This is a genomic window from Paenibacillus sp. TSM33 (assembly GCF_056099025.1).
On record NZ_JBLZXB010000017.1, the window covers coordinates 1,536,418 to 1,551,824 of the forward strand.

Genomic DNA, 15,407 nt, shown 5'->3' on the forward strand with positions numbered 1-15,407 from the left:
ATAGTCGGCTTGCCTTATTGAAGCAAGGACGACGCATCATTATCTGGCAGTTCATGGTTGGATTTATAAGGATACCCGGCTTGGTAAGAAATGAACTGCATTTGTACATGAGACACCTGTGGAAAACGGGCTAACAGTAAATTTTTGGCTCGATCGGCAATTTCCTGCGCCTCCTGTACCGTAATCCGCGGGTTAACACTTATCGTTACATCCACTGTTATGAAATGACCCGTTTCCTGAGCATGTAAGTGTTCAACCGTTACAATACCATATACCCGTTGAATCGTCTCCATAAAGCGCTGGGAGTCTTCCTCCTGCAAGGGCTGTGCAGGAGCCTGGTATGCGGTATTCATTACCATCAGATATCCTTTACGCAACACCAGACAGGCTACCAGCAAAGCTGCAGTTGGATCAAGATATAACAATGCAGGCCATTCCATTGCCTCGCCAGTCATTGCACCGATCATGCCGATCAATGCAATCAGCGATGCATACAGCGAATACCGTTCATGGTTAGCGTACCGATCTGCTTCCGCTTTATGGCCGTATTTAATCGAGTAGCGATATTGAAACTGAAATAACGCTTCTCTCAGCACCAAAGCAATAAACACGGTAATTAATGCGTACAGACCGGGAGCCTGCGGTTCCGCACTGCTTAATGAACGAACAGCAGAAATAGCTAGTTGAAGTCCGCTCATCAGCACTAAAATAGCCAGCACCACAGATATGACCGTCCGAACTTTTTCACCGTTCCGCAACCTTGCCAGCATTCCGTGATCTGTACCACCCTTGGAAAACAGCATCTCCTGCAAACGGGAAGCACTATCCGCAGCCGTGTGCAGTGCATCCCCCATCAACGCCTTGCTGTTTGCCGCATAACCGACGGTTCCCTTTAGAACAGCCAGCGCGAGATTACCAACAATCCCGCTCAACGCCGCAGTTTCTAATGATCGGCTGCGTTCGCTATTCACAACGTTTCCCCCTCAATCCTGAACTAACCATTTCCCGATAAAGCTCCATTCCAATATAACCGAATTCTTAAAAAAACTTTTACAATCAGGTGTTTCACTATTAGCCCCAGCATAAGGTAAATCTTGAAAGCTTAGAAAACCGCGCCCAAGCAGACGCGGCTTTCTCTTTAATTTATACTACTGATATTTGCGTAACTTAAGACTTGGCAGTTTTGGCTGCTCCACCAGTTGTTGGCGTCTTTTGTTTTCCCTTCAAAGCTACCCACAGCGGGCTGGCAATGAAGATGGAAGAGTAAGCACCGAACAGCAAACCGATAACCATTGCAAGCGAGAACATCCGAATGGACTCGCCGCCGAAAATGAATAGGCAGACGGAGGCAATAAACACTGTAAACACAGTTGCGAGTGAACGCGTCATTGTCTGTGCAATACTGTGATCGACGACTTGCTCCAAGTCGTTTCTGGACTTTTTCTTTGCAAATCGCAGATTTTCCCGAATACGGTCAAAAATAACGACGGTGTCATTAATGGAGAAACCGACAATCGTCAGAATAGCCGTAATAAAGGTCAAATCCACCTCAAGCCGGAAAATCGAGAATATACTAATGACGAGAAACGCATCATGCAGCAGCGAAACAATTGCAGCAACCGCAAAACGCCATTCAAACCGGATCGAAATGTAGATAGCAATAGCCACAGAGGCCAGCAAAATCGCCCAGATTGCATTTCGCTCCAGCTCTTGCGCCATTTCCGTATCCACTGTATTGACCTCAAATGATGCCTTTGGATCAAGCTCTTTGTTAAAAGAGGTTTTGAATTCATTCACTTGCTGATCCGTCAATACCTGTGAAAAACGAATGCCGAAACGCTCTTTACCTGGTGTATAATCCACCTCTTTGCCGATCCCGTTCTTGTTCAGCAAAGCTTGAATCTGTTCTTGTGTAACTGTCTTAGTCAAATTAACATCCACGTTAGAACCGGAACGGAAATCAACCCCGTAATTCAAACCAAATATCGATAAGCTCAAAATACCAAGCAATGTGATAATAATCGAGAATGTATAGAACCACTTGCTCATCTTGACATATTTATAGTCCCAATTAAAGCGCACTGATATCACTCTCCTTCACACCAAAATACTTGGCCTTCTTCACAGCATCTGCTTTAACCAGCAGATTGAGCAAGAAGCGCGAGAAGAAGATATTTGTCAAAATACTCACGACAATATCAACGATGAGCACAAGAGCGAATCCTCGAACGGAGCCTGTACCCAGACCAAACATGACGGCTGCCGCTATAATTGTCGTAATATTGGCATCCATAACAGTACGGAACGATGCCTTACTGCCTGCAATGACAGAAGAACGAATCGTTTTGCCTGACTTGATTTCTTCTTTAATCCGTTCATACGTAATGATATTGGCATCCACCGCCATCCCGATCCCGAGCACGAAGGCTGCGATACCCGGAAGTGTGAGCACGAAACCGCCCAAATAAAAAATCGCAAGCACCAGCCAGGTATGAACGATGAGACAGAAGCTAGCTATCAGTCCCGGTACACGGAACATTGCAATCATAAAGATCAGAATGATGACCGAACCGATCAAACCAGCACGGATCGTCTGATCCAGTGACAGCTGACCCAGTGTAGCCCCTACACTCTGAGAATATTTTTCCGTCAGTTTAAGCGGAAGAGCACCCAGGTTGATCGTATCTGCTAGCTTGTTCGCCTCATCACGTGTGTAGCTACCTGTAATCGAAGCACTGCCATCCGTCAATTCACTACGCACTGTAGGTGCAGACAGTAATTCATCATCCAGGAAAATAGCCAACTCTTTATTCATAAGTCGCTTTGTGATTTCTGCAAATTTAGCTTTGTCTTTTACTTTGATACTAATCTCAGGCTTGTTCAACTGGTCATAGCCGACAACAGCGCCATTCTCCACAAAATCATTACCGCGGAGCTCAATTTTGCTGTATTGACCTGGCTTTTTAGCATCTGCTGCCGTTGCACTACGGAAGGTTAACTCTGCGGGTTTTTTCAGCATGGAGCGGACTTCCGCCTCATTAGAGACACCAGCAAGCCGCACGCGAATACGATTGCTCCCCTCAGTTGTTACTTCCGGCTCAGTCGTACCAAGCGCATTAATACGTCTCTCCAAGCTTTGTGCTGTTTGTATCAGAGACTGGCTGGTTACACGCTGCCCGGCTTCCAAAGGCTGGGCTTCATATAAAATTTCAAAGCCTCCCTTTAAATCGAGGCCTAGTTTTAAACTTTTTAGTAGGCCCGGGCTTGTCCCGACCATAACACCAGTAGTTATGAGCACGACCACGATGAAACTTAGAATTCTTTTCATTCCGTCCCATGTTCCCCTTTCATTCTCAATATTCCTATTATAGCTACCCCTCAAAAAGCAGTCAATTTGAACGCAAAAAAAGACCCCCTTCTATTCGAAAGTGGAGCCCCGTAATGCGGACATCGTCAAATAGTTCATAAAGCTCGTCGCTTTAAGGGAAAGTATATCGTTAACGAGCTTGTGCAGCGGAGGAATACCCTCCTTTTCATATTTATGGCTGACGCAATTCCACACGTCCTTACTGGTGACATGTTCATAGCCTACGAGAATCAGCTCGTCTGCCTTGCTTTGACAGAGTATCTCAATTGCGTCATCCCAATCCTGCTCATCCAGCTCTTCCATACCCACGATGGTCGTTCCTCCTCCCAGCGACTATCGGTTCCGCAGATCAGCAATTAGCGGGGTTATTGACTGCTTTATAGAACATTTCTGTCCTGATCTTGGAAAACCCTTCTTTTCATCGAAAAATAGCCGTAAATCAACAATATATGCATTCATTTCGCTCGTCAATAGCAGAATTCACCACTCTCCCTCTTGTAGTCTGGATCACCTTGCTTCTAAGCTGAAAAGCTTGTCATGAACATGGACAGGTTCAGCATATCTTCTAAAGAAACACATAGACGCAGAATTTCATTTTGGGGAAGAGGGAGTTGCGATTGAAAAAGCAGACATTCATTCATGGAGCAATTATTTTATTGGCAGCGGGAATCATCAATCGGCTACTGGGTTTTATTCCCCGAATCGCACTCCCGCGTATCATCGGCCCTGAAGGAGTCGGCTTGTACCAGCAGGGGTATCCCTTTTTTATTGTACTAGTGACTCTTATTACCGGCGGCATCCCTCTTGCGGTAGCCAAGCTTGTAGCTGAAGCTGAGACGGCGGGGCAACCCGAAATGTCGCGGCGTATTTTGCACACTAGCTTGCGCTTCACCATTACACTCAGCCTGATCGCCATGGCAATCTGTCTCGTGTTTGCACCTTGGATCACAAGCCATCTCCTGACCGACAGCCGTGTGTATTATACATTTGTGAGTATGAGCCCAATGATTGTCATTGTTGCTGTTTCCTCAGCTTATAGGGGCTATTTTCAAGGAAAACAAAATATGATCCCTTCCGCAAGTTCCTCCATTGCAGAAACCGTCATGCGCATTTTTTGCGTCATTTGGTTTGCTTACTTGTTACTTCCCCATGGGGTAGCCTACGCTGCTGCAGGTGCCATGCTTGGTGCTTTGGCGGGTGAATTCATTGGCATGGTTGTGCTGCTATGGCAATACGCCTGGAACCAGCGAAAAGATCACATTCTTCAACCGAAGGCGTCTTTACCCTCAGAGGTTCCTACCGAGCAATCATCCGTTTTGTCACGTCTTATGTCGATATCGGTTCCCGTTACTGCTGGGAGGCTTGTCGGTTCCTTATCTTATTTGCTCGAATCTATCTTATGCATGCGCAGCCTCGCCGTAGCAGGCATTGCAACTGGTGTAGCAACCGCGCAGTATGGAGCCATGCAAGGCATGGTTATTCCTGTGTTATTACTACCTGGAGCCCTTACCAGTTCGCTGGCTGTTTCACTCGTGCCTTCGTTATCCGAAGCAGCAGCGAAAGGGCATATTACTGCCATTCACAAACGTTTGCATCAATCGCTTCGTCTTGCTTTAGTCGCAGGTGCACCATTTGCCGTAATTATGTATGTATTAGCAGAGCCGCTGTGTCTGCTGCTCTACAATAATGGCGATATTGCGGGCATGCTTAAACTCATGGCCCCCTTTGCACTTTTTATGTACATTCAGGCCCCGCTTCAGGCAGCACTTCAGGCGTTAGACCGTCCTGGAAGCGCCTTATTGAACACCTTTATCGGAGCCATTATCAAAATTGTGCTGATTGTATGGCTTGCTTCCCAGCCTCAGTACGGTATCTACGGAGCTGTCATCGCCATCTGTATTAACAGTGCTATCGTTACCCTCCTACATGGCTTCAGTGTCAGCAGACTGCTTACCTTTCGTGTACGTTTACTTGACTTCTGGAAAACCGGGATGGGTATGATCATTATGGCGGCAGCGGTATTATATACCTACAGACATTTAACGATTTTCGACCAAATGTGGCTCCAGTTTATTTTTGCCGCAGGCTTGGGAATTATTCTGTACCTTTTCCTGATGACCATGATCAAAATGATTGATTGGGACAACCTCACACGCATTCCAATCCTGAGAAGATGGTTTAAAGCATAAAAAAAAGCTAATCTGAAGATTCTCCATAGGCCGGTGGTGTAATATACACATCCCCTCTATGGTTGACCGAGCATAAGAAAACATCCTTAAAATCTTTATGCCCCTTTGCCTGAATCTGATTTTTAAGCCAAAAACGGTTCATATCCATCCGTTCCAAATTTCGATCCAGCACCTTGCCATCCATAATTAATGGAATCGGCAGTCCCTCATATCTAAACTTTCCACCGATTTGTGGAGAAGGGTGGACTTTATTTGCCTGGTGCTCTTTGCTTATCAAATCATTTTTGCTTCGTTCTTGTTTTATGTTGTCGTGTTTAGCTTCATCGTAATTATCCTTGCTAATCACCGTTAGCTTACCTGTTGTTTCCAAAATGACATATTCAACTTCGTCCAGACCTTCTATATTTAGTTCACGAAGTTGTAACAGTAAGTCATCTAAGTTGTAACGTTGCTTCCCCATTTCGTCCTTGTTTAGTTGTCCATTGGAGTACAATACGCTGGGCCTGCCATCGAATAGTAAGCGTAGACGCCGACTTTTCAGACTGAAATAAGAAATCCCGATTTGCAAAATCAACAGCACTCCTAAAGGAATCAACCCTTCATAAAGTGGACGTTTTATATCCTCCAGGCTGAACACAGCAATTTCCGCAATCATAATAGATATGACGAGATCGAAAACAGACAATTTTCCGATCTCCCTTTTACCCATCAAGCGCATCACCAGATATACAATAAAATACATGAGCAGCGTCCGAAAAATATGAGCAAAAATATCGTGACTCAATAGGTTCGCCTCCTCTCCTGTACTTGCGACAAGACATTAGTCGTTCATTGTACACGTATTCTGACCCTTCCTCACTTGGCTCATACAAAAAACAAAAGGCTAAATTATTGAAATAAAGAGAAAGACTGCTTACGACTTGGTACTAACCCGGGAAGCTTGGCCATAGAATGATAATAGTTCAAACCTTGGTACAGGAGGAATTATCCATGGAGCTCATTCGCCGCTGGTGTTCGTTTCGTCTGGCCCATCCCATTTTATCCGGCTTATTTTATGCCTTTGCATGGATGCTGCTCGGCGCATTGATTCTTTCAATACTCTTGTGGATGACACAAATGCAAGAACAGGACTTATCACTGTATACGTACATCGTCCACGCATTCGCCATGCTATCTGGCGGCTTCGTCGCCGGTAAAAGATCCACGAACAAAGGCTGGTATCAAGGCGGTATTACAGGCGTTCTGTATGGACTCATCGTTCTTCTGGTCGGTTTTTTGGCATTGGATGCAGGCATGAACGGCAAAGACCTAATGCACTTAGGAATCGCGTTTGTGATAGGAGCAGGTGGCGGGATATTTGGCATTAACTTCAGCAAGTAAATCAATATGTATGCAACACAAAAAAAACCGAGCCTCCTCAAAGGCTCGGTTTTTGCATCACAATCGTATACTACGATTTAGAAACAACTTCCTCAGATGCAGTGTCTTTTGCAATCGCATTACTAATTGCACTGCGGTCAAAGGTCAGCTTTGTCACATCATTTACACGCAAAACTACCACATCGTCCGTAATCTCCACAATTGTACCGTGAAGACCTCCGATTGTAATTACTTTATCTCCCTTTTTCAAAGCTTGAAGCATTGATTGACGCTGCTTTTGTTTTTTCTGATTCGGGCGAATCAGCAAAAAATAGAAGATTACAAACATCAGAGCCAGTGGCCAGATCATTTGAAAAAGTCCCCCAGCTCCACCGGGTGCAGCCGCAGCTGTAGCAAAATGAAACACGTTAAGTCCCCCTTTCGTATACTCTCCCCTAAAACTTAAAAGCCTTTATCATTATCATGAAGACCGTACTGCTCAAAAAATTCATCGCGGAAATCAAGCAGCCTGTCATCCATAATCGCTTGTCTGACATTACGCATCAATTGTATTAAGAAATGCAAGTTATGATACGTTGTCAGTCGGAGCCCGAAGGTTTCGTCTGCTTTAATTAAATGTCGCAAGTAAGCACGTGAATAATTGCGACAAGTGTAGCAATCACAAGCCGGATCAAGCGGGCCAAAATCGCTTGCGTAATTCGCATTCCGAACGACAAGACGTCCTTGACTTGTCATCGTTGTCCCGTTGCGAGCAATTCGGGTTGGAAGTACACAATCGAACATATCCACACCACGAATGGAGCCTTCAATCAAAGCATCCGGCGAACCTACGCCCATCAGATAACGTGGTTTGTTGGTAGGAAGCAAAGGAACCGTATAATCGAGCACTTCATACATCAAATGCTTAGGTTCACCTACACTCAGTCCACCAATAGCATACCCCGGGAAATCCATGGAAGTCAAATCTGCCGCACTTTGCTTACGCAGATCTTCATGCATGCCTCCTTGTACAATGGCGAACAGTCCTTGATCATGAGGACGCGCATGTGCCTCCAAACAACGCTCAGCCCAACGGCTGGTGCGCTCCAGTGACTTTTTCACGTATTCATACTCAGCCGGAAACGGTGGACATTCATCGAAGGCCATCATAATATCCGAGCCAAGTGAGTTCTGGACTTCCATCGCCACTTCTGGAGAAAGAAACTTCTTATCTCCGTTTAAATGAGAGCGAAAGTGAACACCTTCTTCTGAAATCTTACGCATTTCACTTAGGGAAAACACTTGGAATCCGCCGCTGTCCGTTAGAATAGGACGATCCCAATTCATAAACTTGTGCAATCCGCCCGCTTCACGGATAATATCATGACCAGGACGAAGAAACAGATGGTACGTATTACTCAAAATAATTTGAGCATCCATTGCTTTCAGTTCCTCAGGGCTCATCGTTTTAACAGTTGCTTGAGTTCCCACAGGCATAAAGGTTGGAGTCTCAATAACTCCGTGGGGTGTGTGTACACGCCCAAGACGTGCTCCTGATTGCTTGCAGGTCTTAATATGTTCGTATCTTATTGCTGGTGCCATATTTTCTCTACCATCCTTAATTAATAAATGAACATAGCGTCCCCGAAGCTAAAAAACCGATATTTTTGGTCAATCGCCTCCTGGTAAGCATGCATAATATTCTCTCTGCCAGCTAGTGCGCTGACCAGCATAACCAAGGTGGACTTAGGCAAATGAAAATTCGTAATCATTGCATCCACCACACGGAATTCATAGCCTGGATAAATAAAAATCTGTGTCCAGCCACTACTGGCCTGTAGCACACCATCTACGAAGTTATTGCCCACCGTCTCCAGCGTTCGGCAACTGGTTGTTCCCACTGCCACGACTCTCCCGCCGCGCGCCTTGGTTGCATTGAGTACATCTGCCGTTTCCTGTGACAATGAATAGTATTCTTCATGCATAACATGCTCTTCAATCGTATCCACTGACATCGGTCTGAACGTCCCTAAACCGACATGAAGTGTGATAAAGGCAACGGTAACGCCCTTCTCTTTAATTTGGTCCAGTAATTCTTCTGTAAAATGTAACCCTGCCGTTGGTGCCGCAGCAGAACCTTCGTGCCGAGCATAAACGGTTTGATACCGCTCACGATCATCCAGCTGTTCCTTAATATACGGAGGAAGCGGCATCTGCCCCAAGCGGTCCAAGATCTCCTGAAAAATACCATCATATGAAAATGAAAGTACCCTTCCGCCCATATCTCCTTCTTCCTCAATAACTGCCTTCAGCTCATCACCGAAAACAATAACAGCTCCCTTTTTCAGCTTTTTGCCGGGTTTTACCAATGCTTCCCATCGGTCTCCCTCCAGTTGTTTAAGCAGCAAAACCTCGGCCTTAGCCCCGGTGTCTTGCTTGATGCCAAACAAACGTGCAGGAATTACTCTGGTATCGTTCAGAACCAGCGTATCTCCTGGCTGAAGATACTGCACAATATCCGAAAATGTATGATGGCCCACTTCACCGTTGTTTTTGTTTAACGTCAGTAATCTAGAAGCGGTCCGCTCAGGCAAAGGCGTCTGTGCAATTAATGTTTCAGGTAGTTCAAAATTGTAGTCGTTTACGTTCATATATTGGTCAGTCCTTAACTATATCCACATTTTTGTAATAGTGTTGCAAAATTTTCTTGTAATCATACCCCTGCTCTGCCAAACCGTTGGCCCCCCATTGTGATAAGCCCAAGCCATGACCATTCCCTTTACCTGTAAAAATAAAGCTTTGCGTTTTGTCGATGACTCGTGCATGGCGATCTTCATTCATGACGACCACCCCGTTACCACTTGAAGTGCTGCTGCCAGATGCAGACAGAATTTGGGTGCCCTGTGTGCCGCTTACATGAGTAGTAGCTCCATCAGCGCCTAATACAGTATAACTGCCGGTACTCGCAATATCAAACAGTGTGCTCGGCAGTCCCCCCATCGCTGAGCGATACATGTCCGGATATTTCACTTTTAAAGGGGTGCCATCTGCCTCAACCTCCAATACTCGCCCTGACGGACCCCGTTTGGTAACATCGAGGTGATTAATAGAGGATGGTACCGTGCCAGTTATTTTCCCTTGCAAGGACTTAGCAATTTGAGCTGCTGTAAAGGGCCCTCTAACCCATGCATAGTCTCCGGATTGAGGCACCTTTTCCAAAACAATCATCTCTTCGCCCGGCTGCGCCTTTGCTACGGGTGTAACCGTTGATTGGATTTGGGGGATAGGACGCACATTTGTATTTTCCGCAGTGACGGTGATTTTGTCTAACCCTGCTTCTGTGACTCCCTCCAGCTCCTTAGCATTATCCTCGCGAATATAGCCTATCTTGCCACTGGAGAGAAGTACATGATACCACTCTTGTGCTCCTTTTTGTGCCGAAGTATCTCCCGAGCTGTCCACGCTCGCAAACGCTTCACCACCACTATTCCATACCTCGGAGACATCTGCTGTCACACCGCCCGCATTAGAGGAGAATACAGCTTCGACCACTTTGCCGCCACTCTTAATAACTTCACCGGCTGTTGCATCTACAGCCTCGTTGACATTCGCATGTTCTGAGCTCTTACCGTTGTAAGCTTGGCTTAGGGTGCCATCTACTACATTGCCGATCTGAAACCGATTGCCTTGGGCAAGCGCATAACTGCGAGCAGCTACCGCTTGAGCCTTAAGCGCTTCGGCTGGCCATGAAGAATAAACCTCTGCTCCTACTACGGAATACAAATACTGCTCCAAAGGGACTTCATTTACAAGCGCCAGCTGTCCTGACGTCAGGCCAATCTCCATGTCGCCGCGATATGTACGCTGCGATCTTTCGACCACTTGGATTCCATTATTACCGCCGTTGACAATTACCTTGCTGTTATTAGAGCCACTTAGCATGTAATGAGACATCGCTTGTGAGCCTGTCGTTACTCCTGCTTCCTGTCTTAGGATCAGACCGGTTTGAGTAGTATTCACCTTGGAAAGGGTGAGTCTGGGCTGCTTGCTCTCCAGCTCTATTTTCAAGGCCGACAGCTTGCTGTCATTACTTTCTTCTCCAACCCATACAGCGTACTGGCCTCTTGATTGAATTACTGTAAAAGCATCAAAGCCTGCGGCAGCAATAGTCGTGCGAACAAGATTAGCCTCCTGCTCGGTTCCGTAGCTTCCTGTTGACCAATGCTTGTTTCCCTTAACTTCGGCTTGCGCTCCGGTTGCTGAGGAAATCCGCTGCACAGCAGCCTGTGCCGACTGTTCACTAGCATATAATCCCGCATACACTTGATAGACAGAGCTACCGTTTTTTGAACCGATAAAAACAGTAGGTTTATCATTAGTCTTTTGCAGGGCTTGGGCCGCTTTTATCGCAGCCGCTTCATTTCCTTCAAGTACCTTCACGCGATAGCTGTCTACACTAAAACGAGCCGTACTGTCGGGCAGTCCCATCCAAGCCTGAAAGCTGCCCCCACTGTTCTGGCCGACACTCAGGCTTCCTGATGATTTCAAAGTTACAGCGGGGACTGTCGCTTTATATTTACTACCTAGATCCGCAAAGATCACTACACGAATATCTTCTTGGGCGGCAGCAGCATGAACACCCGAAGACCAAGGTATGCAAGCTGTAGCTAATACCATAATCACTGCTGCTCGTTTGAAGCGGCCTGTCCACGCTCCGAAAGTTTTTTTTCGGTTCAATGTTTCTCCACTCATTTCTAGCTCCCCCAATTCTAGCTGACTAGCACTTTTATTACATGATTTATAGGATCTCGACCTGTGCCTTTCCCTTTAAATACATCGGCGGAATAAACCAAAATTTGAACCCACTCGAATCGGACTTATACACTTCTTACCTCAATTCATCTGTCTATCCATTTCATCTCGACATATTTTCGAATAACCAGTCATTGATTTTCAAAAGAGCACCATGGTTTCCTAGTCACCGTGGGTCTGTTGGCATAGGAATTCCAAGGTGGGCATATGCCGCCGGAGTCACCGTTCGTCCCCGAGGTGTTCTTTGTAAAAGACCAATTTGTAACAAATAAGGCTCGTACACATCCTCAATCGTCTGGCTCTCTTCGCCAATGGTTGCAGCAATAGTGTCCAATCCTACAGGTCCGCCCCGGAATGAATGAATCATAGCCTTAAGCATTTTATGATCAATTTCATCCAGCCCGAGTGGATCTATTTGAAGTCTCCTTAGTGCCTCTGCAGCCAACTCAGAATGAATAATACCGTCTCCGGCCACTTGGGCAAAATCACGTACCCTTTTTAGTAATCGGTTGGCAATCCGCGGTGTCCCCCGTGAACGCAATGCAATTTCCTCCGCCGCGTCTCCGACAATTTCTATTTCCATAATATCCGCATTCCTAGACACGATGTAAGCCAGCTCGTCTGTCGTATAAAACTCTAACCGACTAATAACGCCAAACCGATCACGCAATGGCGCAGAGAGCAACCCAGCGCGTGTAGTAGCACCTATAAGAGTAAAGGGCGGTAAATCCAAACGAACTGAACGTGCACTTGGGCCTTTGCCAATCATAATGTCCAATGCAAAATCTTCCATCGCCGGATACATCACTTCTTCCACTGTACGATGAAGGCGATGAATTTCATCAATGAACAAAACATCACCCTCTTGCAGGTTGGTCAGCAATGCTGCCAAATCTCCTGGTCTTTCAATTGCAGGCCCTGAAGTTGTACGTAAATTAACCCCCAACTCATTGGCGATAATGTTAGCCAGCGTGGTTTTTCCCAATCCGGGCGGTCCGTACAATAATACATGGTCCAACGCTTCTTTACGCATTTTGGCCGCTTCAATATATACTTTCAGATTTTCCTTAACCTGATTTTGCCCGATATATTCATTTAGATAACGGGGGCGAAGGCTTAACTCCGCCGTCTGGTCTTCCATCATCAAATTGGCGGAAATAATCCGGTCATCCATATTCCATCGCTCCTCTTTTTACCAGAATCCTATCCACGGACATCAGCGTCCTATCCAGCAAACAACAGTTGCAAAGCCCGTTTCATCAAAATGTCGGCAGAATCATCAGGTTTCGCATCTTTCTTCATTTTGCTCCATACCTTATCTAACTCAGCATCCGTGTAACCGAGCGCCTTAAGCGCCTCACGCGCCTCACTCCAATACGAACCTTCGCCTTCTTCTACAACAGGCTCCGCAAACAATCCGGTAGCCATTCCCAACGCCCCAATACCGTCCAGCTTGTCTTTCAAATCTAGAATCATGCGTTGTGCCGTCTTTTTACCGATTCCTGGTAATTTGGTGAGAAATGTGATATTCTCCTGGTAAATCGCCGTCACCACATGAGCAGGCGTACCGCCTCCCAAAATACCAAGTGCCACACGCGGTCCAATGCCAGATACATCGATCAGTTTACGGAATAATTGCTGCTCCTCACGGGTTGCAAACCCAAACAGTAAAATAGCATCTTCCCTTACATGATGGTGAGTGTAAATAACCACCGGTCCTTCCGTTTTGGCGAACGCGTAAGGATTCGGACAAAATACCCGATACCCTACACCCTGCACATCTAAAACGACATATTCATTTTCCAAGTGAGCTACAGAACCACGCAAGAAATCTATCATTTTCGTAATACCTCATTTAATTTTGAATTTAGTCCGTAGGAATGCGCATGACAAATAGCCACTGCCAAAGCATCCGCTACATCATCCGGTTTGGGCACAGCCTGGAGCTTTAGAAACATTCTAACCATCTCCTGTACCTGCTTTTTCTCCGCCTTGCCATACCCTACAATAGCCTGCTTTACCTGCATCGGCGTGTATTCCCCTATAGGCAAATTACGTTGTTTAGCAGCCAGTACCAGCACTCCACGTGCCTGACTTACGGACATAGCCGTTGTAACGTTGCGATTAAAAAAGAGCTTCTCCAATGCTACCGCATCCGGCTTATACTTATCAATTAATTGCAACATACCTTCATACACATGAAGTAGCCTGTCCTCTTCCGGTGTATGTGCCTCCGTCTGGATGCAGCCATACTGCACAGGAACCACCTTACTGCCAACCTTGTCTACAAATCCGAAGCCCACAATCGCAATACCCGGATCAATTCCCAGAAAACGCAAAAAAACCTCTCCCCTATCGCTCAAACATGGCGTAACCAACCAACAGCCAGCACTATCGTCAATATACATGACCAAATCCCATATAAAGCGAACATATGTGTCGTTCTCTTCATTATATCAAAACTTTGTATCTAATAGAGGAAAAAGTTTAACCATGAGTGAAAACATAAAAAGAGACGCTACAAACCTCACCTCATGGGCAAAGCCTAACGTCTCTGTACTTGGTGTGATCAATAATGCTGCTTTAATACCCTTTGTGTTCGCTCCACAGCAAAATCACTAAAAGTGGAGATTACACTGTTATACTCATTTATATCCTGTACACGGATTCCCTGCTGAAGTTGTTTATATACCCCTTCCGGCAAGGCCGTCTCCATGGACCCTATATCCAATTGAAAAAAGGTACGAATTACTTTTTCCTTTTTAGGTAGCCCTTCAAACAGTGTAAGCTGGCCATCAGTGCTTAAGCCCATATATGCGCGCTCTTTGCATGACTCCGACAAATCTTCCACCCTCCGCTCCAGCCACACTTCTCCTTTAGTATTAAGCCTTCCCTTCCAATCGGGATGTTGCTTCAGCAAATTTTCCAGCTGCTTTGAACTTAACGTTCCCAAGGAAGTGGTCTCCGTGCCACATACGTAAGTAGTTAACAAACGGGTCTTCCTGCTTATACCGGAAGCACGAATACTTTGCAATAGCTGCATCTGTGGGGAGCGGTCTTCGGTCGGAGTATATGATGACTCCTCCATTTCCACCTCTGCCATAACGGGAGTAGCCAGTGGTTGCGACAGCATAGCCTGCATATGATTCGAAAACAGAACGCCTAAACCTGCCAGTAAACAAGCCGCACCAAAAATAGCACATGCCCACACTGTTCTCCACTGTTTCCAGCGCCTTTTCATCTGTTTTTTCCAACTTAATCGCTTCACAGTAATCCCTTCCGTCCCACTTTTTGTGTTAGTGTGACCTGGAGATTACTGAATTATACAAAAGACAATAACATAAACAAAAAAGCCGCTGCTTCCAGCGACTTTCTTTTGAATCGGGATGACACGATTTGAACATGCGACCCCCTGGTCCCAAACCAGGTGCTCTACCAAGCTGAGCTACATCCCGAAATAGATGCCGGTGAGAGGACTCGAACCTCCACGGTTTCCCTCACGATTTTGAGTCGCGCGCGTCTGCCAATTCCGCCACACCGGCTTATGAAGTTAATGGCGCGCCCTGAGAGATTCGAACTCCCGGCCTTTTGATTCGTAGTCAAACGCTCTATCCAGCTGAGCTAAGGGCGCAAATATGGAGCGGACGACGGGAATCGAACCCGCGACCCTCGCCTTGGCA

Annotated in this window: 15 protein-coding genes and 3 tRNA genes; 2 read left to right on the top strand and 16 right to left on the bottom strand. The window is 46.1% G+C overall.

What is annotated here, in order from left to right; all coding sequences use genetic code 11:
* Positions 1–14: 14 nt before the first annotated feature.
* The 4 genes from ACN6NF_RS18920 to ACN6NF_RS18935 form a co-directional block, all read right to left on the bottom strand.
* Positions 15–971, bottom strand: a complete 957-nt coding sequence (locus tag ACN6NF_RS18920) for a cation diffusion facilitator family transporter (protein WP_474319041.1) — start codon at positions 969–971, stop codon at positions 15–17.
* Between the two features lie 196 nt (positions 972–1,167).
* The gene (gene secF / locus ACN6NF_RS18925) at positions 1,168–2,082 is read right to left on the bottom strand and encodes a protein translocase subunit SecF (RefSeq protein WP_474319042.1); all 915 of its coding nucleotides are present in this window, start codon (positions 2,080–2,082) and stop codon (positions 1,168–1,170) included.
* Positions 2,072–3,328, bottom strand: a complete 1,257-nt coding sequence (gene secD, locus ACN6NF_RS18930; RefSeq protein ID WP_016819134.1) for a protein translocase subunit SecD — start codon at positions 3,326–3,328, stop codon at positions 2,072–2,074. The genes secF and secD overlap by 11 nt, the downstream gene beginning before the upstream one ends.
* 90 nt (positions 3,329–3,418) lie before the next feature.
* Positions 3,419–3,676 carry a post-transcriptional regulator gene (locus ACN6NF_RS18935; RefSeq protein WP_013372642.1) on the bottom strand — a complete coding sequence of 86 codons (258 nt, stop codon included), beginning with the start codon at positions 3,674–3,676 and terminating at the stop codon, positions 3,419–3,421.
* A gap of 308 nt (positions 3,677–3,984) precedes the next feature.
* Between ACN6NF_RS18935 and spoVB the strand changes: the two genes are divergently transcribed.
* Positions 3,985–5,556, top strand: coding sequence for a stage V sporulation protein B (gene spoVB / locus ACN6NF_RS18940; protein ID WP_474319043.1), 1,572 nt, complete (start codon positions 3,985–3,987; stop codon positions 5,554–5,556).
* A gap of 7 nt (positions 5,557–5,563) precedes the next feature.
* On the opposite strand, the gene ACN6NF_RS18945 is transcribed toward spoVB, so the two are convergent.
* Positions 5,564–6,340: a YetF domain-containing protein gene (locus ACN6NF_RS18945; RefSeq protein ID WP_474319044.1), complete on the bottom strand. Its 777-nt coding sequence runs from the start codon at positions 6,338–6,340 to the stop codon at positions 5,564–5,566.
* Between the two features lie 206 nt (positions 6,341–6,546).
* On the opposite strand from ACN6NF_RS18945, the gene ACN6NF_RS18950 reads away from it, so the two are divergent.
* Positions 6,547–6,936 carry a TIGR04086 family membrane protein gene (locus tag ACN6NF_RS18950; RefSeq protein ID WP_474319085.1) on the top strand — a complete coding sequence of 130 codons (390 nt, stop codon included), beginning with the start codon at positions 6,547–6,549 and terminating at the stop codon, positions 6,934–6,936.
* 70 nt (positions 6,937–7,006) lie between these two features.
* On the opposite strand, the gene yajC is transcribed toward ACN6NF_RS18950, so the two are convergent.
* The 11 genes from yajC to ACN6NF_RS19005 all read right to left on the bottom strand — a co-directional run bounded on the left by yajC (position 7,007) and on the right by ACN6NF_RS19005 (position 15,358).
* On the bottom strand, positions 7,007–7,342 hold the full coding sequence (gene yajC / locus ACN6NF_RS18955; RefSeq protein WP_013372646.1) for a preprotein translocase subunit YajC: 336 nt from the start codon (positions 7,340–7,342) through the stop codon (positions 7,007–7,009).
* 35 nt (positions 7,343–7,377) lie between these two features.
* Positions 7,378–8,517 carry a tRNA guanosine(34) transglycosylase Tgt gene (gene tgt, locus ACN6NF_RS18960; protein WP_063212986.1) on the bottom strand — a complete coding sequence of 380 codons (1,140 nt, stop codon included), beginning with the start codon at positions 8,515–8,517 and terminating at the stop codon, positions 7,378–7,380.
* A 20-nt stretch (positions 8,518–8,537) separates the two neighbouring features.
* Positions 8,538–9,566, bottom strand: coding sequence for a tRNA preQ1(34) S-adenosylmethionine ribosyltransferase-isomerase QueA (queA, locus tag ACN6NF_RS18965; protein ID WP_474319045.1), 1,029 nt, complete (start codon positions 9,564–9,566; stop codon positions 8,538–8,540).
* Positions 9,567–9,573: 7 nt separating this feature from the next.
* The gene (locus ACN6NF_RS18970) at positions 9,574–11,667 is read right to left on the bottom strand and encodes a SpoIID/LytB domain-containing protein (protein WP_474319046.1); all 2,094 of its coding nucleotides are present in this window, start codon (positions 11,665–11,667) and stop codon (positions 9,574–9,576) included.
* Positions 11,668–11,893: 226 nt separating this feature from the next.
* On the bottom strand, positions 11,894–12,901 hold the full coding sequence (gene ruvB / locus ACN6NF_RS18975) for a Holliday junction branch migration DNA helicase RuvB (RefSeq protein ID WP_016819142.1): 1,008 nt from the start codon (positions 12,899–12,901) through the stop codon (positions 11,894–11,896).
* 50 nt (positions 12,902–12,951) lie between these two features.
* Complete coding sequence (ruvA, locus tag ACN6NF_RS18980) at positions 12,952–13,566, bottom strand: Holliday junction branch migration protein RuvA (protein ID WP_025365638.1); 615 nt, start codon at positions 13,564–13,566, stop codon at positions 12,952–12,954.
* Positions 13,563–14,066: a crossover junction endodeoxyribonuclease RuvC gene (gene ruvC / locus ACN6NF_RS18985; protein ID WP_016819144.1), complete on the bottom strand. Its 504-nt coding sequence runs from the start codon at positions 14,064–14,066 to the stop codon at positions 13,563–13,565. The genes ruvA and ruvC overlap by 4 nt, the downstream gene beginning before the upstream one ends.
* 230 nt (positions 14,067–14,296) lie before the next feature.
* Positions 14,297–14,995 (bottom strand): BofC C-terminal domain-containing protein, encoded by a 699-nt coding sequence (locus ACN6NF_RS18990; RefSeq protein ID WP_474319047.1) that lies wholly within the window; start codon positions 14,993–14,995, stop codon positions 14,297–14,299.
* 113 nt (positions 14,996–15,108) lie between these two features.
* Positions 15,109–15,182 (bottom strand) — tRNA-Pro (locus ACN6NF_RS18995).
* Positions 15,183–15,189: 7 nt separating this feature from the next.
* Positions 15,190–15,269, bottom strand: a tRNA-Leu gene (locus tag ACN6NF_RS19000).
* A 12-nt stretch (positions 15,270–15,281) separates the two neighbouring features.
* Positions 15,282–15,358, bottom strand: a tRNA-Arg gene (locus ACN6NF_RS19005).
* Between the last annotated feature and the right edge of the window lie 49 nt (positions 15,359–15,407).